A 19,201-nucleotide genomic window follows, 5' to 3' on the forward strand; every position below is an offset into this window, starting at 1 on the left:
GTCGGCGCGCCTGTTGCGGCGCGCCAGATGCCATTATATCAGCTGAAAGCCAATGGTTGGCCGGAGAGGAGCGATGGAGCAGAGCTACGGAATTCTCGGCATGCCCGGTGTCGGCTTCTTCGGCATGCTGCTCGTCGGGTTCCTTGCCGGCTACGTCGCCGAGCGGACGATGAACCGCGACCACGGCTTCTTGACGAATATCCTCGTCGGCATCGCCGGTTCCTTTGTCGGCGGCACTCTGGCGGGGTTGCTCGGCATCAATTATTACGGGTTCCTGGGCAACCTCATCGTCGCCATCGCAGGCGCCCTGATCTTGCTCTGGATTTTCGGCCGCTCGCAGGCGCGGCAGCCTTGATAGGATGAACTGATGGTCACTGTTCTCGATCTCAACGACCGTCCGCGCGCACGGCACCCCGAAAAGGCCCATCGGCCCGACCAGGAGGTTCTGCGCAAGCCGGACTGGATCCGCGTCAAGGCGCCGGTTTCGCGTGGCTACCAGGAAACGCGCGACATCGTGAAGTCGCACAAGCTGGTCACCGTCTGCGAAGAGGCCGGCTGCCCCAATATTGGCGAGTGCTGGGAAAAGAAGCACGCCACCTTCATGATCCTGGGCGAGATCTGCACGCGCGCCTGCGCCTTCTGCAATGTCGCGACGGGCATTCCGACTGCCGTCGATCCGAACGAGCCGGAAAGCGTTGCCAAGGCTGTCGCCCAGATGGGCCTGACCCACGTCGTCGTCACCTCGGTCGACCGTGACGATCTTGCCGACGGCGGCGCCCAGCATTTTGCCGACGTCATCCATGCCATCCGCCGGCTGACGCCGTTGACGACCATCGAAATCCTGACACCCGACTTCCTGCGCAAGGAAGGCGCGCTCGAGATCGTCGTCGCTGCCCGTCCCGACGTCTTCAACCACAATCTCGAAACGGTGCCGTCGAACTACCTGACCGTGCGTCCCGGTGCGCGTTACTTCCACTCGATCCGGCTGCTGCAGCGGGTCAAGGAGCTTGATCCCAGCATCTTCACCAAGTCGGGCATCATGGTCGGCCTGGGCGAGGAGCGCCACGAGGTGCTTCAGTTGATGGACGACCTGCGCACGGCCAATGTCGACTTCATGACCATCGGCCAGTATCTGCAGCCGACGAAGAAGCATCACCCGGTCAAGAAGTTCGTGACGCCGGACGAGTTCGAGTCCTACGCCACCGTCGGCAAGTCGAAGGGCTTCCTGCTCGTCGCGTCAAGCCCGCTGACGCGCTCGTCGCACCACGCCGGCGACGATTTCGCCAAGCTGCGCGCGGCCCGCGAAGCGCGTCTCGCCAAGTCGGCCTGACGCGCGCCCCAGGCCAACATGCCGAAGTTCGAAACCACGCGCCGGGTCAGCCACTCGCCGGAAGAAATGTACGCGCTTGTGGCCGACGTGGAGAAATATCCGGAATTCCTGCCGCTGTGCGAAGCGCTGAACGTGCGCTCGCGGCGCGAGCGCGACGGTCGCGAAATCCTCGTGGCCGACATGACCGTGGGCTACAAGGCGATCCGCGAGACATTCACCACCCAGGTCCTGCTCACGCCCGCGGAGAACACCATCGACGTCAAATACCTCGACGGGCCGTTCCGCTACCTGACCAACGAGTGGAAATTCGTGGCAGCAGTTGGCGGCGGTTCGGATGTCGAGTTCTTCATCGACTATGAGTTCAAGAGCCGCATCCTGGGTGCGCTGATGGGCACGATGTTCGACCGCGCCTTTCGCATGTTCGCCGAAGCGTTCGAAAAGCGGGCGGACGCGATCTACGGGCCGGCGAACCCGGCCTGATCGACGGCGCGGAGCCCAAGTCGCAGCGCCGTCCTCACCGTCTCACGGCGGATGAAGTCGCGGCCCTTGTCCTCGAACAGGCGGAACTCCGCCTCTACGGGCATGCCTTTCCTGGCGACGCCGAACCAGACCAGCCCGACGGGTTTTTCAGCCGAGCCGCCGCCGGGGCCGGCAACGCCGGTCACGGCCAGCGCAAGGCCGGCACGCGAATGGGCAAGGGCGCCAGCGGCCATTTCAAGCGCCGTTTCGCGGGAGACCGCGCCATGCGCCTTGAGTGTCGCTTCGGAGACGCCGAGCATCTCCATCTTGGCTTCGTTGGAATAGGTGATGAAGCCGCGGTCGACGACCGGCGACGAGCCGGCGATGTCGGTCAGGGCCGCGATGATCATGCCGCCAGTGCAGCTTTCGGCGGTGGCCATCATCGTGCCGTGCGCCTCGCAGGCTTCGAGCAGGGCCGAGGCGAGGGCGCCGATGTCGCTCATTCAGGCAGTTCCCCGGGATAGACCACGCTTGCGGTTGCGATGGCGGCGATGCCTTCCTCGCGGCCGACGAAACCGAGCTTCTCGTTGGTCGTGGCCTTGATCGAGACACGCTCCGGCGAGATGCGCAGCATGTCGGCCAGTTCCGCCGTCATCGCCTCCCTGTGTGGGCCGACGCGCGGCGCCTCGCAGATCAGGGTGATGTCGGCATTGGCGATGCGCCCGCCGCGCGCGCGCACGATTTTTGCAGCATGCTCGACGAACTGGCGCGATGCGGCGCCCTTCCATTGCGGGTCCGATGGTGGGAAATGCGTGCCGATGTCGCCGGCGCCGCAAGTGGCCAACAGCGCGTCGGTCAGCGCGTGCAGGCCGACATCGGCGTCGGAATGGCCGTTCAGCTTCTTGCTATGCGGAATTTTGACGCCACACAGCCAGACATGGTCGCCGGTTTCGAAGGAATGCACGTCGTAGCCGTTGCCGGTGCGCACGTCGGGAAAGCTTGGTGAGTGGCCGGAAAGGCGCTGGTCGGCCATGGCGATATCCTTTGCCCAGGTCAGTTTGATGTTGTCGGGCGAGCCGAGCACAAGCCGGACCGGGATGCCGGCCCATTCTGCGATCGCCGAATCGTCGGTGAAGTCGCTGCGCCCGGCTTCGAAGGCGCGCTGGTGCGCGGCGAAGATCGGCCCGAACGGGAAACCCTGCGGCGTCTGCGCCGCATGCAGGCCCCCGCGCGGCACGGTCTCAGCCACCGTGCTGTCGGATGCCTCTCTCTTAAGTGTATCGGAGACCGGCAGCGACGGCAGCGAGCCGTGCTCGTCGTCGATGCCTCCAATCGTGCGATCTATGACATCGGCGCCGATGAAGGGTCGAACGCCGTCATGGATGAGCACTACGGCCGGCTTCGCATCCTGCAATGCGCGCAGGGCAAGCCGCGTCGAATCCTGCCGCGTGGCGCCGCCGATGACTGCCGTGACACGGTCGGCGAACTCGTCCGTTGCGGCTGCGAAAAGCTCGGCGTCGTCGGCATGGATCGCCACCGCCACCGGGCCGACGCTTGGGTGATCGAGGAACGCCTTCAACGTGTGCCAGATGACGGCCTTGCCGCCGATCCTGCGATATTGCTTGGGGCCTTCGGCCTGGCCGGCGCGTTCGCCGCGCCCGGCTGCCACGATGACGACCGCGACCTTCGAATTGGGATGGTTGGAGGGGGCTTCTGCACTCATGCGCAGAGGCTTAGCCGCGAGGTCTCAGGAAGGCCAGAAGAATCCAGAAAGCGCCGCATTCCCCTGTCATTTCGCAGTTGCACAATGAAGCGATCATGGCTACTCATTGTGCAGAGGCGAATGGTGCTTTGTTTTTGTGCATGAATAAGCTTTCAAAACTCGGCGAGCCGCTTTTGGTCGGCGGCGTCACGATCCGCAACCGGGTGTTTCTCGCGCCGATGTCTGGCGTCACCGACGAGGCATTCCGCACGCGCGCCTATGCCCACGGCGCTGGCCTGGTGGTTTCCGAGATGGTCGCCAGCGGTGAACTCGCCAAGGGGCGCGGCTCCAGCGGCTTTCGCATCCGCCATTCGGGCCTGCCGGTGCACATGGTGCAACTGGCCGGCCGCGAAGCTGCTCACATGGCCGAAGCCGCCCGCATCGCCGTCGGCGAAGGCGCCGATGTAATCGATATCAATATGGGTTGCCCGGCCAAGAAGGTGACCGGCGGCTACGCCGGTTCGGCGCTGATGCGCGACCTCGACTTCGCGCTGACCCTGATCGACGCGGTCGTCGAGGCGGTTGATGTGCCGGTGACGCTGAAGATGCGGCTGGGTTGGGACGACGATGTGCTCAACGCGCCGGAACTGGCGCGCCGCGCCGAGCAGGCCGGCGTCAGCATGGTCACCGTTCACGGCCGCACGCGCTGCCAGTTCTACAAGGGCAAGGCCGACTGGCAGGCGATTGCTCGTGTCAAGCAGGCGGTGAGCATTCCTGTGGTCGCCAATGGCGACGTGGCAACACGAGAAGACGCAGCCGAGATTTTGGAACAATCCGGTGCCGATGCCGTCATGGCCGGGCGCTCGCATTACGGCGCTCCCTGGACGGCGGGCATGATCGCAGCCGCGGCGAGCGGCGCAAGTGCTGCCGGCGTGCCGAGTTCGGCGTCGGCGTTGGCCGACTACGCGGTTGCCCATTACGAGGACATGCTGGCGCTTTACGGCACCGAGAGCGGCCTGCGCCAGGCGCGCAAGCATCTTGGCTGGTATCTCGACCGTCACGCCGCTGAGGTGCCTGACGAATTGCGCCGTGGCGTGCTCACCTCATTCGATCCTGCCCAGGTGATTTCGTCGCTGCGCGAAGCGCTCACGTCGTTTGGCGAACCCGAAAGGAATGCGGCATGAAGTTCAACCCGGCACCGGCAGCAGATCCGGCGGATGCCGCGCAGATCGTCCTCAACACGATCCGGCGCCCGGTCATCATGATCGGGCCCGACAACTTCATCACCTTCGCCAATGCCGACGCCGAGGATTTTTTCCGCTCCAGCGCCACCGTGCTGGCGCGCAGCGATCTTTCGCGCTTCGTTCCTTTCGGCAGCCCGATCCTGACCCTGGTCGAGCAGGTGCGCGAGCGTCTCACGCCGGTCAACGAATACCGCGTCGATGTGTCCTCACCGCGTCTTGGCGTCGAGAAGATGGTCGACCTCTACGTCGCCCCGGTGTCGGAGCTGCCGGGATCGGTGGTGGTGATGTTCCAGGAACGCTCTATGGCCGATAAGATCGACCGCCAGATGACGCATCGTGGCGCGGCGCGCTCGGTCACTGGGCTTGCCGCCATGCTCGCCCACGAGATCAAGAACCCGCTTTCCGGCATCAGGGGCGCAGCCCAGCTGCTGGAACTGTCTGCCTCCGACGAGGACCGCTCGCTGACGCGGCTGATCACCGACGAAACCGACCGGATCGTCAAGCTTGTCGACCGCATGGAGGTGTTCTCAGACGAGCGACCCATCGACCGCTATCCGGTCAATATCCATGTCGTACTCGATCATGTGAAGGCGATCGCCAAGAACGGTTTTGCCAATGGTATCAAGATACTGGAGGATTATGATCCATCATTGCCTCCGGTCTATGCCAACCGCGACCAACTGGTCCAGATCTTCCTCAACCTGGTCAAGAACGCCGCCGAGGCGATCGGCCATCACCCGCGCGGCGAAATCACGCTGTCGACCGCCTTCCGGCCCGGCATCCGCATGTCGATCCCCGGCACCCAGGACCGGGTCTCGCTGCCACTGGAATTCTGCGTCCACGACAACGGAATGGGCGTGTCCGAAGACATCCTGCCGATCCTGTTCGACCCGTTCATCACCACCAAGCCGAACGGTTCGGGGCTCGGCCTGGCATTGGTCGCCAAGATCGTCGGCGACCATGGCGGGGTGATCGAATGCGATTCGACGCCGCGTGGCACCACCTTCCGCATCCTGATGCCTGCCTGGAAGGAACTGCCGGGGCATTCGACCGACGTCAGTGAAGGAGACCATCGATGAGCGTGCGCGGAAACATTCTCGTCGCCGACGACGATGCGGCCATCCGCACCGTGCTCAACCAGGCGCTGTCGCGCATGGGGCATGAGGTGCGCGTCACCTCCAATGCCGCGACGCTGTGGCGCTGGGTGGCGGCCGGCGAGGGCGACCTGGTCATCACCGACGTCGTCATGCCCGACGAGAACGCCTTCGACATGCTGCCGCGCATCAAGAAGGCGCGGCCGGAGCTGCCGGTCATCGTCATGAGCGCCCAGAACACCTTCATGACGGCAATCCGCGCCTCCGAGACCGGCGCCTACGAATACCTGCCCAAGCCCTTCGACCTCACCGAACTGCTCAGCATCGTCAACCGGGCGCTGGCCGAGCCTCGGCGACCGAAGATCGAGCAGCGCCATGACGACCAGCCCGATTCGATGCCGCTGGTCGGCCGCTCGGCGGCGATGCAGGACATCTACCGCATGCTGGCGCGCATGATGCAGACGGACCTTACCGTCATGATCTCGGGCGAATCGGGTACCGGCAAGGAGCTGGTGGCGCGTGCGCTCCATGAATATGGGCGCCGTCGCAACGGACCGTTCGTCGCCATCAATATGGCCGCGATTCCCCGCGACCTGATCGAGTCCGAACTGTTCGGGCACGAAAAGGGTGCCTTCACCGGCGCGCAGAACCGCTCGACCGGCCGCTTCGAGCAGGCCGAGGGCGGCACACTGTTCCTCGATGAGATCGGCGACATGCCGATGGAGGCGCAGACAAGGCTGCTGCGCGTGCTCCAGCAGGGCGAATACACCACCGTCGGCGGGCGCACGCCGATCAAGACCGACGTGCGCATCGTCGCCGCCACCAACAAGGATCTCAGGTCACTGATCAACCAGGGCCTGTTCCGCGAAGACCTGTTCTACCGCCTCAATGTGGTGCCGCTTCGGCTGCCGGCGCTGCGCGAAAGATCCGAGGACGTTCCAGATCTTGTGCGGCATTTCTTCAAGCAGGGCGTGAGCGAGGGGCTGCAGGCCAAGCGCATCTCCGCCGGCGGCGTCGAGCTGATGAAGCGCTACCCCTGGCCGGGCAATGTGCGCGAACTCGAAAACCTGGTGCGCCGGCTGGCCGCGCTCTATCCACAAGACGAGATTTCGGCCGAGATCATCGAATCGGAACTGAAGACCGGCGAGCAGCCGGTGGTTCCCGGCGGCAATCTCATCCCCGACGACCTGTCGGTCGGGCAGGCGGTCGAGCATTTCCTGCAGCGCTATTTTGCCATGTTCGCCGACGACCTGCCGCCGCCCGGCCTCTACCAGCGCATTTTGGCGGAGGTCGAATATCCGCTGGTCCTGGCGTCGATGACGGCAACGCGCGGAAATCAGATCAAGGCCGCCGAATTGCTGGGTCTGAACCGCAATACGTTGCGCAAGAAGATCCGCGAGCTCGGCGTCAACGTCTACAAGTCGGCGCGTCCAGGCTGACCAGGCGAAGGCAAAACGCTTAGCTGTCGAAAGCCTGCCGAAACATTTTCGCTTGCGGACAAAATGTTGCATAATCGCCACAATGCGTTGCATAGATGCGACGCATTCAATGGCTCTACACGGCAGCATGGCGAACCGGGCAACACCAGCAAAAGAAGCAAGCCGACCCGTAAAGGGAACGCAGGACGGCAGACGCCTTCTCGCGCTCCCGGGCGTGGTGGCGATCGCTGCGGCGCTGGTCACGGCCGCGGTCTCCTTCGCCATTCTGGTCGGCGTCACGCCGATCACGCCGGATTCGACGACGACGCTGACCCTTATCGGCATCAACGCCGTTTTCATCCTGATCCTCGTCGGCCTGATCTTGATCGAGGTGCAGCGCATCATCATGGCGCGCCGACGCGGCAAGGCTGCGTCCCGCCTGCATGTGCGCATCGTCACCATGTTCGCACTGGTGGCGGCATTGCCGGCATTGCTGGTTGCGATCGTCGCGTCGATCACGCTGGATATCGGGCTCGACCGCTGGTTCGAGATCAGGACGAAGACCATCGTTAATTCGTCGCTGTCGATCGCCGAAGCCTATGTCCAGGAGAATGCGCGCAACCTGCAGGGCACCACCCTGTCGATGGCCAACGACCTCGACAATGCGCGCTCGCTCTATGGCCTCGACCGCAGCGGCTTCCTCGACTTCATGGGCCGGCAGGCGCAATTGCGTGCGCTCGCACATGCCGCGCTGATCAGACCCGACGGCTCTTTCGTGATGAGCGCAAAGACCGGCGCCGACTTTGCCATGCCCGAACCTCCGGCCACGGCAGTGCAGGCTGCGGCCGACGGCAAGCCGGTGCTGATCGAGCCGAAGACGCGCAACATCGTCGGCGCCATCATCAAGTTGCGCGAGATCGAAGGGCTCTATCTCTACACCATCCGCCTGGTCGATCCCGAGGTGATCAAGGCGCGCCAGATCGTCACCGCAAACACCGAAGAGTATCGCGATCTCGGCGCGAGCCGGCGCACGACGCAGATTGCCTTCGCGCTGCTCTATCTCGGCCTGACGCTTATTGTCGTGCTGTCGGCGATCTGGACCGGCATTGCCGTCGCCGATCGGCTGGTGCGGCCGATCCGGCAGCTCATCGGTGCCGCCGATGAGGTTGCGACCGGCAATCTCGATGTGTCGGTACCTGTGCGGCTGTCAGACGGCGATGTCGGCGCATTGAGCGGTACGTTCAACAACATGCTGCTCGAACTCAAGTCGCAGCGCAACGAAATCCTGACCGCCAAGGACGTCATCGACGAACGCCGCCGCTTTTCGGAGGCGGTGCTTGCCGGCGTCACTGCCGGCGTCATCGGCGTCGATCCCTATGGCAGCATCACCATCGTCAATCCGTCGGCGGAGTCGATGCTGGCGATCTCCGCTGCGGATTCGCTCGGCCAGAACCTGTCGATCCTGTTGCCGCATGTCGGCCGCGTCTTCGAGATCGGGCGCAAGTCGGGACGGGCGGTCTATCGCGAGCAGGTGACGTTCTACCGTGCCGGCGCCGAGCGCACCTTCAACGTTCAGGTGACGGTGGAGGAGGGCGACAAGGAAGCGATGGACGCCGATGACACGTCGTATGTGGTGACCATCGACGACATCACCGACCTCGTTACCGCCCAGCGCACGTCGGCCTGGGCCGATGTGGCTCGGCGCATCGCCCACGAGATCAAGAATCCGCTGACACCGATCCAGCTTTCGGCCGAACGCATCCGCCGCCGCTACGGCAAGGTCATCACCGAGGACCGCGAGGTCTTCGACCAGTGCACCGAAACGATCATCCGCCAGGTTGGCGATATCGGCCGCATGGTCGACGAGTTCTCGGCATTCGCACGCATGCCCAAGCCGGAAATGAAGGTGATCGACATTCGCGAACCGCTGCGCGAGGCGTCGTTCCTGGTCGAGGTCAGCCGTGCCGACATCGCCTTCGAGCGTGAAATCACCCCGGGCCCGCTCAAGGGCACCTTTGACAGCCGCCTGATGGCCCAGGCGTTTGGCAATGTCATCAAGAACGCCGCGGAGGCCATCGAGGCGGCGGAACGCCAGACCGGCGAGCCCGGTGTCATCAAGATCCGGGCACGGCGAGAAGGCAATTCGATCCGGATCGACGTCATCGACAATGGCAAGGGTCTGCCGCGCGAGCATCGCCAGCGGCTGCTCGAGCCCTATATGACGACGCGCGAGAAGGGCACGGGCCTTGGCCTCGCTATCGTCAAGAAGATTGTCGAGGACCACGGCGGAAGATTGGAACTCCACGACGCTCCAGCCGATTTCCATGGCGGGCGCGGCGCGATGATCAGCATGGTCCTGCCTGCGGCGGCCGAAGAGGCCGCGGCACCCAAGAGTGCCGACGAGGCAGCGCAGGCCCAAGAAATCGAGAAGGTCGGAAATGGCGTCTGATATTCTTATCGTTGACGATGAGGAAGACATCCGTGAACTGGTCGCGGGCATCCTGAGCGACGAAGGTCACGAAACCCGCACGGCGTTCGACGCCGACAGCGCGCTTGCCGCCATAGCGGATCGTGCGCCGCGCCTGGTTTTCCTCGACATCTGGCTCCAGGGTTCGCGGCTCGACGGGCTGGCCCTGCTCGACGCGATCAAGACCCTGCATCCCAACCTGCCCGTGGTGATGATCTCGGGCCACGGCAACATCGAAACTGCTGTTTCGGCGATCCGTCGTGGCGCCTATGATTTCATCGAAAAGCCATTCAAGGCCGACCGGCTGATCCTGATCGCCGAGCGCGCGCTCGAAACCTCGAAGCTCAAGCGCGAGGTCTCCGACCTCAAGATGCGCAGCGGCGAGACCCATGACCTGATTGGCATGTCCTCGGCGATGAGCCAGTTGCGCCAGACCATCGACCGGGTTGCGCCGACCAACAGCCGCGTCATGATCATCGGTCCGTCCGGCTCGGGCAAGGAGATGGCCGCGCGGGCCATCCACGCGCTCTCCGCGCGCAAGACCGGCCCGTTCGTCACGCTGAATGCCGCCACGATCACGCCCGAACGCATGGAGATCGAGCTGTTCGGCACCGAATCGAACGGCGGCGAACGCAAGGTCGGCGCCCTCGAGGAGGCCCATCAGGGTATCCTCTATCTTGACGAAATCGCCGACATGCCACGCGAGACCCAGAACAAGATCCTGCGCGTGCTGGTCGAGCAGCAGTTCGAGCGCGTCGGCGGCACCAAGCGCGTCAAGGTCGACGTGCGCATCATTTCGTCGACCGCCCAGAACCTGGAGGCGATGATCGCCGAAGGCCGGTTCCGCGAAGACCTTTACCACCGCCTGGCGGTCGTGCCGGTCATGGTGCCGGGGCTTGCCGAGCGTCGGGAGGACATTCCCTATCTCGTCGACAATTTCATGAAGCAGATGGCCAAGCAGGCCGGCATCAAGCCACGCCGCATCGGCGACGACGCGCTTGCCGTTCTCCAGGCCCACAACTGGCCCGGCAACGTGCGCCAGTTGCGCAACAATGTCGAACGCCTGCTGATCCTCGCGCGCAGCGACAATCCCGAAGCGCCGATCACGGCCGATCTTCTGCCATCGGAGATCGGCGACGTCATGCCGCGCGCGCCGAACCAGTCCGATCAGCACATCATGGCGCTGCCGCTGCGCGAAGCGCGCGAGATGTTCGAAAAGGAATATCTCATTGCCCAGATCAATCGCTTCGGCGGCAACATCTCCAAGACGGCCGAGTTCATAGGCATGGAGCGCTCCGCGCTGCACCGCAAACTCAAGTCGCTGGGCGTGTAAGCTGTGGCTGGCAGTCAGGATAGAGATCCCGCATGCGCGTAATCATCTGCGGGGCCGGGCAGGTCGGTTACGGCATTGCCGAACGGTTGGCGGCGGAAAAGAACGACGTCTCGATCATCGATACGGCGCCTGAGCTGATCCATTCGGTCCGCGACCAGCTCGACGTGCGTGGCTTCGTCGGCCACGGATCGCATCCGGAAGTGCTGGAGGCCGCCGGCGCGCAGAACGCCGACATGATCATCGCCGTGACGCTCTTCGACGAGGTCAACATCGTTGCCTGCGAAGTGGCGCACGCGCTGTTCAACGTGCCCATGAAGGTCGCGCGCATTCGGTCGCAAGCCTATCTCCAGCCGCACTATCAGGACCTGTTTTCGCGCGAGCATCTGCCGATCGACGTGATCATCTCGCCCGAGCTCGAAGTCGGCGAGATGGTGCTGCGGCGCATTACGCTGCCGGGCGCGACCGACGTCGTCCGCTTTGCCGACAACCACATCATCATGGTGGCGATCGAGTGCCTGGAGGACTGCCCGGTCATCAACACGCCGCTGGCCCAGCTCAGCGAACTGTTCCCCGATCTGCCCTCGACGGTGGTTGGCGTCAGCCGCAACGACCGCCTGTTCATCCCGCATTCGGCCGATCAGCTGGTGGCCGGCGATCTCGCCTATGTCGTGACGACCAAGGAACAGGTGCGCCGGACGCTCGGCCTGTTCGGACATGACGAGCAGGAGGCAACGCGCATCGTCATCGCCGGCGGCGGCAATATCGGCCTTTATGTCGCCCGCACCATCGAGAAGCGCCAGAGCCGCACCAAGATCAAGATCATCGAGGCGAACCGGGACAGGGCCGTCAAGGTCGCGGACGAATTGCGCCGGACCGTGGTGCTCAACGGCAGCGCGCTCGACCAGAAGCTGCTGATGGAAGCCGACATCCAGGATGCCGACCTGATGGTGGCGCTGACCAACAACGACCAGGTCAACATCCTGTCCTCGGTCATGGCCAAGCGGCTCGGCTGCAAGGGCAACCTCGCCCTCATCAACAATCCGGCCTATCACGATCTCACCAAGCCGCTCGGCATCGACGCGCATGTCAATCCGAGTGCGGTGACCATCTCGCGGGTTCTCCAGCACGTCCGGCGCGGGCGCATCCGCCAGGTCCACTCGATCCAGCGGGGAGCCGCCGAAATCATCGAAGCCGAGGCGCTGGAAACGTCGCCGCTGGTCGGCACGTTGCTGCGCGACCTCGAATTGCCCGATGGCATGCGCATCGGCGCGATCTATCGCGACGGCAAGATCGTCAAGCCGAGCGGTTCGGTGCAGATAAAGCCCAAGGACCGCGTCGTCATTTTCGCGCTCGACAAGGCGGTCAAGCAGGTCGAGCAGATGTTCCGGGTCAGTCTCGAATTCTTCTGACCTGGTCCAGCCAATTGACCGTTGCCGCCCGTCGCAGATCGACTAGAACTCCGTAAAATTCCGAGGGTCACGAAAACCATGCCGCGCATCGCTTACGTCAACGGCCGCTACGTCGCCCATTCAGATGCCTCCGTGCATATCGAGGACCGCGGCTACCAGTTCGCCGACGGCGTCTACGAGGTTTGCGAGGTGGCGCGCGGCTTCATCGTCGACAGCGTCGGCCACCTCGACCGGCTCGGCCGTTCGCTGTCGGAACTCAGGATCGACTGGCCGGTCAATCGCGCCGTGCTCGTGCATGTCATGCGTGAGGTCATCCGCCGCAACCGCGTCCATAATGGCATGGTCTACCTCCAGGTGACGCGCGGCGTGGCGCCGCGCGATCACGTCTTTCCGGCAAGCGGCACGCGTCCCGCACTGGTGGTAACCGCCAAGCGCACCGACCCCGTGGCCGCGGCCAAGAAGGCCGGGGCAGGGCTCAAGGTCATCACCGTGCCGGAAAACCGCTGGGAGCGCGTCGACATCAAGACTGTCGGTCTCCTGCCCAACGTCCTGGCGCGCCAGCAGGCCAAGGAAGCCGGCGCCCAGGAGGCGTGGTTCGTCGATCCGGACGGCACGGTCAAGGAAGGGGCAGCCACCAACGCCTGGATCGTCACCAGGGACGGTGTGCTGGTCACGCGCCCGGCCGATCACGGTATCCTGCGCGGCATCACCCGGGCCACGCTGTTCAAGGTCGCCGAGAAGCTCGGGCTGACGGTCGAGGAACGCGGTTTTACCGTCGAGGAAGCCAAGGCAGCGCGCGAAGCGTTCATCACGGCTGCGACGACCGTCATCATGCCGATTGTCGCCATCGACGGCCAGCCCGTCGCCAATGGACACCCCGGATCGGTGGCGCTTTCCCTGCGCGAAGCCTTTTTTGACGTTGCGGAAAAAATCCAAGCCTGATAACCGCTTGGGCGTAAATGGTTAAATTCATCTCGTTCAGCTTGCCGCGCGATGTGGCAAGGGGTGTTTGCTCGCTTGACATGAGCCCGGTAATTTGGCGCATTGGCAGCAGACAGGGATCGGCGAAAGAAAAAAACAATGGCGGAACGATCGCAGAATCTTCAGGACCTTTTCCTGAATTCAGTTCGCAAGAGCAAAAACCCACTCACCATTTTCCTTATTAACGGCGTGAAATTGACCGGAGTCGTTACTTCCTTCGACAATTTCTGTGTTTTGTTGCGCCGTGACGGGCATTCCCAGCTCGTCTACAAGCATGCCATCTCCACGATCATGCCGAGCCAGCCGGTTCAGATGTTCGATGGCGAGGAAAGCCAGGGCGGCTGATTGGCACGCGACAGGAACGCCGGCGCCAAGGCCGGTGCCAGCAATGGACCCGAATCGATAGGGGGCGACAAAGCCCCCACGCGCGCGGTCGTCATCGTGCCGGTGCTGACGCGCCAGCCCAAGGGTGACGACGACAGCGCACGTCCGCGGCTGCAGCGTTCGGCCGACGCTCGCCACGACGAAGCCGTGGGGCTCGCCCGCGCCATCGATCTCGAACCCGTTCATACCGCGATCGTCACGCTCAACGACCCGCGCCCGGCAACTCTGCTGGGCACCGGTAAGGTCGAGGAGTTCGCTGAGATCGTGAAGGAGCGCGGCGCGGAACTGGTCATCGTCGACCATCCGCTAACGCCGGTGCAGCAACGCAACCTCGAAAAAGAGATGAACGCCAAGGTGCTCGACCGCACCGGGCTGATCCTCGAAATCTTCGGTCGGCGGGCGCGCACCAAGGAAGGCACGCTGCAGGTCGAGCTTGCCCATCTCAACTACCAGAAGGGCCGGCTGGTTCGCAGCTGGACCCACCTCGAGCGCCAGCGCGGCGGTGCGGGCTTCCTCGGCGGTCCGGGTGAAACGCAGATCGAATCCGACAGGCGCGCGCTCCAGGAAAAGATCATCAAGCTCAAGCGCGAGCTGGAGACGGTGGTCCGCACACGCGACCTGCACCGTGCCAAGCGCCGCAAGGTGCCGTTCCCGGTCGTCGCCATCGTCGGCTACACCAACGCCGGCAAGTCGACGCTGTTCAACCGGCTGACCGGCGCCAGCGTGCTGGCCGAGGACATGCTGTTTGCCACGCTTGATCCGACGTTGCGCCGGGTGCGGCTGCCGCACGGCACGCCGATCATCCTGTCCGACACCGTCGGTTTCATCTCCGACCTGCCGACGCACCTGATCGCCGCCTTCCGGGCGACGCTGGAAGAAGTGGTCGAAGCCGACCTCGTCATTCATCTCAGGGATATTTCCGATCCGGATACCGCGGCCCAGGCCGAGGATGTCGAACGCATCCTTGCCGATCTTGGCGTCGATGCGGCGGATACCGACCGGGTGGTCGAAGTCTGGAACAAGATCGACCAGCTCGACGAGGGCAATCGCGAGCGCCTGCTTTCCGACGGCTCCGATGGCCGCAAGCTGCCGCCGATCGCGATCTCGGCAATCACCGGCGAGGGCATCCCTGCACTTGCCGGCTTGATCGAGCAGCGCGTCTCGGGCGAGCTCGAATCGATCGACGTCACGCTGGAACCCAGCCAGCTTGGCCAGATCGATTGGCTCTATCGCAATGGCGACGTGGTTTCGCGCACCGACAATGACGATGGCAGCGTGTCGATGACGCTCAAGGCAACCGCTTCGGCGCGCGACGAGATCGCGGCGAGAATACTACGCAAAAACAAAGGCTAGGGCGCGTTATTTCGCGCTCTTTGCCTGCTGCCACAAGGCTTCCATCTCGTCGAGCGTTGCCGCCTCCAGGCTGTGGCCAGCATCGTTGAGCGACTTTTCGACGTAGTGGAACCGCTTGCGGAACTTGTCGTTGGTTCCTGACAGCGCAGCCTCGGAATCGAGCTGCAGGTGGCGGCCGAGATTGACCAGCGCAAACAGCATGTCGCCGAACTCGTCCTTGACCGCGGCCTGATCGCCGTTGGCCATGGCCTCGCGCAACTCGCCGATCTCTTCTTCGATCTTGTCGAGGATGGGTGCTGCCTCGCCCCAGTCGAAGCCGACGCGCGCCGCCTTCTCCTGTAGTTTGAGCGCACGGGTAAGTGCTGGCAGCGCCACCGGCACCCCGTCCAGAAAACCGTGGCCGTGATCTTCAGGGTCGAGTCCGCGGGCGATGCGCGCCGCGCGCCGCTCGGCCTTCTCTTCGGCCTTGATCTTCTCCCACATGCCCTTGGCCGAACGCGCCTCGCGCGCCTTGGCGTCGCCGAAGACATGCGGATGCCTGCGGATCATCTTGGTGGTAATGGCTTCGACCACGTCGCCGAAGGCAAACTCGCCCGCTTCCTCGGCCATCTGGGCGTGATAGACGACCTGCAGCAGCAGATCGCCGAGTTCCTCGCGCAGATGGTCGATGTCATTGCGCGAGATCGCGTCGGCGACCTCGTAGGCTTCCTCGATCGTGTAGGGCGCAATGGTCGCGAAGTTCTGCTCGATGTCCCAGGGACAGCCGGTTTCGGGCTCGCGCAGGGCAGCCATGATCTCGATCAGGCGGGAGATATCTTTGGAAGGTTGCATGGCGCGATGCTATAGCCCGCCTTTCCTTATCCCAACAATGGCGTGCCGCACGCCGGCCTTGTCCACAGCCTAATCCTTTGCGCCGGCGGCCATCGTGCCTGTGGCGCTCGGTAGCTGTGCTAATGACCAGAAATCCGGACGCAGGCAGGACATGCCCATGCTTCATCTATTGCTCGTTGCAGTCGGCGGCGCCATCGGTGCATCGCTGCGCCATCTGGCCAATCTCGTAGCACTCAGGCTGGCGGGGTCGAACTTTCCCTGGGGCACGTTGGCGATCAACATTGTGGGTTCGTTTGCCATGGGCCTGTTCATCGGCTGGCTCGCCCGCCGCACCGGGACATCGAACGAACTGCGCTTGTTCGTTGCCACGGGTATTTTGGGCGGCTTCACCACCTTTTCGGCGTTCTCGCTGGATTTTGCCACCTTGTGGGAGCGCGGATCGACTTTGCCGGCCTTCGGCTATGCCTTTGCCAGCGTCATATGCGCCATCCTGGCCCTGTTCCTGGGAATGTGGCTCGCAAGAAGCATCGGCTGATGCTATTGGGCCGCTTCGAAAAGGACAATTGAACAATGGCAGGCGTTGAACAGATCACGGTGGAAGCCGGCGAAACGGGCATGAGGCTCGACCGCTGGTTCAAGTCCCACTATCCGGGGCTCGGCTTCGGCCACCTGCAGAAACTGCTGCGCTCGGGCCAGATCCGGGTCGACGGCGGCCGCGTCAAGGCCGACACGCGTGTCGAGCCGGGCCAGGTGATCCGCATCCCGCCGCTCGAAGTCGACAAGAAGAACGACGGCCCTCTGACTGCCCGCACCATGCGCGATCAGGACGATGGCGACGTGCTGGCCAAGATGCTGATCTACGAAGACTCCAAGGTCTTCGTCTTCAACAAGCCGGCCGGCCTCGCCGTTCAGGGCGGTTCGGGCATCGTGCGCCATCTCGACGACATGCTCGAGGCCTGGCGCAACAAGAAGGGCGAAAAGCCGCGCCTGGTCCACCGGCTCGACCGCGACACCTCGGGCGTGCTGGTCGTGGCGCGCACGCGCCTGGCGGCGATGAAGCTCGCCGAGGCTTTCCGTGCCCGCGAAACCAAGAAGACCTACTGGGCCCTGGTCAAGGGCGCACCGCCCAAGCGCGAAGACAAGATCTCGACCTGGCTGATCAAGGAACAAACGCCCGACGGCGACCGCATGCGGGTCGCCAAGCATGGCGAAAAGGGTGCCGATCATGCGGTTTCCTACTACCGCGTGCTGGAGCAGGCCGCCCAGACCATGACCTGGCTGGAGATGGAGCCCTATACCGGCCGCACGCACCAGCTGCGCGTGCACGCTGCCTTTATCGGCTGCCCCATCATCGGCGATCCGAAATATTTCGAACACGACACCAACTGGGAATTTCCCGGCGGCCTGCAGAACAAGCTGCATCTGCATGCGCGCCGCATCGTCATTCCGCACCCAGACCATGGCGTGATCGACGTCACCGCGCCGATGCCGCCGCATATGCGCCAGAGCTGGAACCTCATCGGCTTCGATGATGAAAGCGGGGAGCCGGCGTGACGGCAGCCTCGTCGCGCGACAGCGCTGCGGGCGCGTTGAAGCTGGTGCTGTTCGATTGCGACGGCACGCTGGTCGACAGCGCCGACCTCATCCATGCCACGATGGTCGCGACGTTTCGCGAGGCCGGCCTTGCGGAGCCGGCGCTGGAAGCCACCAAGGGCATCATCGGCCTGACGCTCGATCTTGCCATTGCGAGGTTGCTAGACCGTCCGCTCGATGCCGAGTGCGGCCGTCTGGCCGAGCGCTACAAGGCGCATTTCACCGCCTCGCGCGCGCCCTCGACTTTCCATGAGCCGCTCTATGACGGCATCGCCGAACTGATCGACGTGCTCGCCAGGCGCGACGACGTGCTGATCGGCATGGTCACCGGCAAGTCGCGCCGCGGCGTGCAGCGTGTGCTGGAAACCTATGGTTTAGGGCGCCATTTCGTGATCATCCGCACCGCCGACGACTGCCCCTCCAAGCCGCATCCCGCCATGGTGCTGGAATGTTGCGCCGAAACCGGCATCGATCCGGCCTCGACTTTCGTGGTTGGCGACGCCATTTATGACATGCAGATGGCCAGAAGTGCCGGTGCACGCGCGATAGGTGTGTCCTGGGGCTACCATGACCGCGAAGGCTTGCTGGCTACCGGTGCCGAGACTGTGCTGGCCAAGCCCGGCGATTTGCTCGCCCTCATCGACTGATTGCCCTTTGCGACTGATAGGAAGAACTCATGCGTGACATCCTGAGCGACCTTGAAACCGGCGACTTGCTGTCCGATCCCGATCCGATCCGCCGCGCGCAAAGCACGATGCGCCGGCAACTGCCCAAGCGGTTCTACGAAACGACTTCGGTTGCCGCTGTCGAGGGTGGTTATGCCGTACAGCTCGACGGCAAGCCGGTGCGTACGCCGGGCAGGGCGCTGCTTGCCCTGCCGACTGAGGCAGCCGCGCAACTGGTCGCCGACGAGTTTGCCGCACAGGTCGAAAACATCGATCCGTTCACTATGCCGGTGCTGCGCCTGGTCAATACGGCGATCGACGGCGTTGCCACCGACCCGCAGGCCGTGCTCGAGGACATCCTGCGCTTTTCGTCGTCGGATCTGCTTTGCTACCGCGCCGACAGCCCGGAAAAACTCGTCGAGCGCCAGTCCGAGGCGTGGGACCCGGTGCTGGATTGGGCGCGTACGTCGCTCAGTGCACATTTCGTTCTGGCCGAGGGCGTCATGCATGTCGAGCAGCCGCGCGCGGCCATTGCCGCCCTTGGCGTCCACCTGTCGCAGCGCGCCGAGCCGATGCGGCTGGCGGCACTCCATCTGATGACCACGCTGACCGGTTCGGCGCTCCTGGCGCTGGCTGTCGAAACCGGCGAGTTGGATGTCGAGGCGGCCTGGGCTGCCGCCCATGTCGACGAAGACTGGCAGGTCGAGCATTGGGGCCAGGATTCCGAGGTCGTTGCCCGCCGTTCCAATCGCAAGCGCGACATGGTCTCGGCGGTGGCTTTGCTCGAGGCGCTGAAGGCCGGCTGACCCCGTCTTGCCCAGCTGGGCGGGCTGCGCCCGAGTCTTGGGCAGAATGTCAGCGTTGCTGCCCTAGTTTGCCTGTTTTTTGAGCATCGGCTTTTTCCTCGACCTCCGGCGGCAGCGCGGATCCTGCTTTTT

At 64.0% G+C, this 19,201-nt stretch carries 19 protein-coding genes; 16 read left to right on the top strand and 3 right to left on the bottom strand.

Features of this window, described 5'->3' with window-relative positions; genetic code table 11:
- The first annotated feature begins 73 nt into the window (after nucleotides 1-73).
- The 3 genes from O1Y97_RS15505 to O1Y97_RS15515 are packed head-to-tail and all read left to right on the top strand — an operon-like array spanning nucleotide 74 to nucleotide 1,810.
- Entirely contained in the window at nucleotides 74-355 is a 282-nt protein-coding gene (locus O1Y97_RS15505) for a GlsB/YeaQ/YmgE family stress response membrane protein (protein WP_108608032.1), read from the top strand.
- Between the two features lie 12 nt (nucleotides 356-367).
- Nucleotides 368-1,330: a lipoyl synthase gene (gene lipA, locus O1Y97_RS15510; RefSeq protein WP_318761591.1), complete on the top strand. Its 963-nt coding sequence runs from the start codon at nucleotides 368-370 to the stop codon at nucleotides 1,328-1,330.
- A gap of 18 nt (nucleotides 1,331-1,348) precedes the next feature.
- The gene (locus O1Y97_RS15515; protein WP_318761592.1) at nucleotides 1,349-1,810 is read left to right on the top strand and encodes a type II toxin-antitoxin system RatA family toxin; all 462 of its coding nucleotides are present in this window, start codon (nucleotides 1,349-1,351) and stop codon (nucleotides 1,808-1,810) included.
- On the opposite strand, the gene O1Y97_RS15520 is transcribed toward O1Y97_RS15515, so the two are convergent.
- Together O1Y97_RS15520 and O1Y97_RS15525 are read right to left on the bottom strand one after the other, a co-directional pair.
- Nucleotides 1,786-2,292: a CinA family protein gene (locus tag O1Y97_RS15520; RefSeq protein WP_318761593.1), complete on the bottom strand. Its 507-nt coding sequence runs from the start codon at nucleotides 2,290-2,292 to the stop codon at nucleotides 1,786-1,788. The genes O1Y97_RS15515 and O1Y97_RS15520 overlap by 25 nt on opposite strands.
- Complete coding sequence (locus tag O1Y97_RS15525) at nucleotides 2,289-3,512, bottom strand: bifunctional 2-C-methyl-D-erythritol 4-phosphate cytidylyltransferase/2-C-methyl-D-erythritol 2,4-cyclodiphosphate synthase (RefSeq protein ID WP_318761594.1); 1,224 nt, start codon at nucleotides 3,510-3,512, stop codon at nucleotides 2,289-2,291. Before O1Y97_RS15525 ends, O1Y97_RS15520 begins: the two co-directional genes overlap by 4 nt.
- Before the next feature lie 140 nt (nucleotides 3,513-3,652).
- Between O1Y97_RS15525 and dusB the strand changes: the two genes are divergently transcribed.
- The 9 genes from dusB (at nucleotide 3,653) to hflX (ending at nucleotide 15,174) form a co-directional block, all read left to right on the top strand.
- Nucleotides 3,653-4,675 carry a tRNA dihydrouridine synthase DusB gene (dusB, locus tag O1Y97_RS15530; RefSeq protein WP_318761595.1) on the top strand — a complete coding sequence of 341 codons (1,023 nt, stop codon included), beginning with the start codon at nucleotides 3,653-3,655 and terminating at the stop codon, nucleotides 4,673-4,675.
- Nucleotides 4,672-5,814, top strand: a complete 1,143-nt coding sequence (locus O1Y97_RS15535) for a two-component system sensor histidine kinase NtrB (RefSeq protein ID WP_318761596.1) — start codon at nucleotides 4,672-4,674, stop codon at nucleotides 5,812-5,814. Before dusB ends, O1Y97_RS15535 begins: the two co-directional genes overlap by 4 nt.
- Nucleotides 5,811-7,268 carry a nitrogen regulation protein NR(I) gene (ntrC, locus tag O1Y97_RS15540; RefSeq protein WP_318761597.1) on the top strand — a complete coding sequence of 486 codons (1,458 nt, stop codon included), beginning with the start codon at nucleotides 5,811-5,813 and terminating at the stop codon, nucleotides 7,266-7,268. The genes O1Y97_RS15535 and ntrC overlap by 4 nt, the downstream gene beginning before the upstream one ends.
- A gap of 82 nt (nucleotides 7,269-7,350) precedes the next feature.
- On the top strand, nucleotides 7,351-9,696 hold the full coding sequence (locus tag O1Y97_RS15545; RefSeq protein WP_404801185.1) for a sensor histidine kinase NtrY-like: 2,346 nt from the start codon (nucleotides 7,351-7,353) through the stop codon (nucleotides 9,694-9,696).
- Complete coding sequence (gene ntrX / locus O1Y97_RS15550; RefSeq protein WP_318761599.1) at nucleotides 9,686-11,047, top strand: nitrogen assimilation response regulator NtrX; 1,362 nt, start codon at nucleotides 9,686-9,688, stop codon at nucleotides 11,045-11,047. The genes O1Y97_RS15545 and ntrX overlap by 11 nt, the downstream gene beginning before the upstream one ends.
- 32 nt (nucleotides 11,048-11,079) lie before the next feature.
- Complete coding sequence (gene trkA / locus O1Y97_RS15555) at nucleotides 11,080-12,456, top strand: Trk system potassium transporter TrkA (RefSeq protein WP_108608042.1); 1,377 nt, start codon at nucleotides 11,080-11,082, stop codon at nucleotides 12,454-12,456.
- Between the two features lie 78 nt (nucleotides 12,457-12,534).
- Nucleotides 12,535-13,398, top strand: coding sequence for a D-amino-acid transaminase (locus O1Y97_RS15560; RefSeq protein ID WP_318761600.1), 864 nt, complete (start codon nucleotides 12,535-12,537; stop codon nucleotides 13,396-13,398).
- A gap of 138 nt (nucleotides 13,399-13,536) precedes the next feature.
- Nucleotides 13,537-13,782 (top strand): RNA chaperone Hfq, encoded by a 246-nt coding sequence (gene hfq / locus O1Y97_RS15565; RefSeq protein ID WP_018428055.1) that lies wholly within the window; start codon nucleotides 13,537-13,539, stop codon nucleotides 13,780-13,782.
- 57 nt (nucleotides 13,783-13,839) lie between these two features.
- The gene (hflX, locus tag O1Y97_RS15570) at nucleotides 13,840-15,174 is read left to right on the top strand and encodes a GTPase HflX (RefSeq protein ID WP_318764219.1); all 1,335 of its coding nucleotides are present in this window, start codon (nucleotides 13,840-13,842) and stop codon (nucleotides 15,172-15,174) included.
- A 6-nt stretch (nucleotides 15,175-15,180) separates the two neighbouring features.
- Here the strand turns inward: hflX and mazG are convergent, their stop codons facing one another.
- Nucleotides 15,181-16,005 (bottom strand): nucleoside triphosphate pyrophosphohydrolase, encoded by an 825-nt coding sequence (gene mazG / locus O1Y97_RS15575; protein ID WP_318761601.1) that lies wholly within the window; start codon nucleotides 16,003-16,005, stop codon nucleotides 15,181-15,183.
- 157 nt (nucleotides 16,006-16,162) lie between these two features.
- Between mazG and crcB the strand changes: the two genes are divergently transcribed.
- Genes crcB through O1Y97_RS15595 form a run of 4 tightly spaced genes read left to right on the top strand, consistent with a single transcriptional unit; the run spans nucleotide 16,163 to nucleotide 19,069 of the window.
- Nucleotides 16,163-16,540 carry a fluoride efflux transporter CrcB gene (crcB, locus tag O1Y97_RS15580; protein WP_318764220.1) on the top strand — a complete coding sequence of 126 codons (378 nt, stop codon included), beginning with the start codon at nucleotides 16,163-16,165 and terminating at the stop codon, nucleotides 16,538-16,540.
- A 35-nt stretch (nucleotides 16,541-16,575) separates the two neighbouring features.
- Entirely contained in the window at nucleotides 16,576-17,559 is a 984-nt protein-coding gene (locus O1Y97_RS15585) for an RluA family pseudouridine synthase (RefSeq protein ID WP_108608046.1), read from the top strand.
- Between the two features lie 35 nt (nucleotides 17,560-17,594).
- On the top strand, nucleotides 17,595-18,245 hold the full coding sequence (locus O1Y97_RS15590; RefSeq protein ID WP_318764221.1) for an HAD-IA family hydrolase: 651 nt from the start codon (nucleotides 17,595-17,597) through the stop codon (nucleotides 18,243-18,245).
- A 29-nt stretch (nucleotides 18,246-18,274) separates the two neighbouring features.
- Complete coding sequence (locus O1Y97_RS15595) at nucleotides 18,275-19,069, top strand: ATP12 family chaperone protein (RefSeq protein WP_318761602.1); 795 nt, start codon at nucleotides 18,275-18,277, stop codon at nucleotides 19,067-19,069.
- The last annotated feature ends 132 nt before the right edge of the window (nucleotides 19,070-19,201 follow it).

It is taken from the genome of Aminobacter niigataensis, from assembly GCF_946995915.1.
Lineage (GTDB): Bacteria > Pseudomonadota > Alphaproteobacteria > Rhizobiales > Rhizobiaceae > Aminobacter > Aminobacter niigataensis.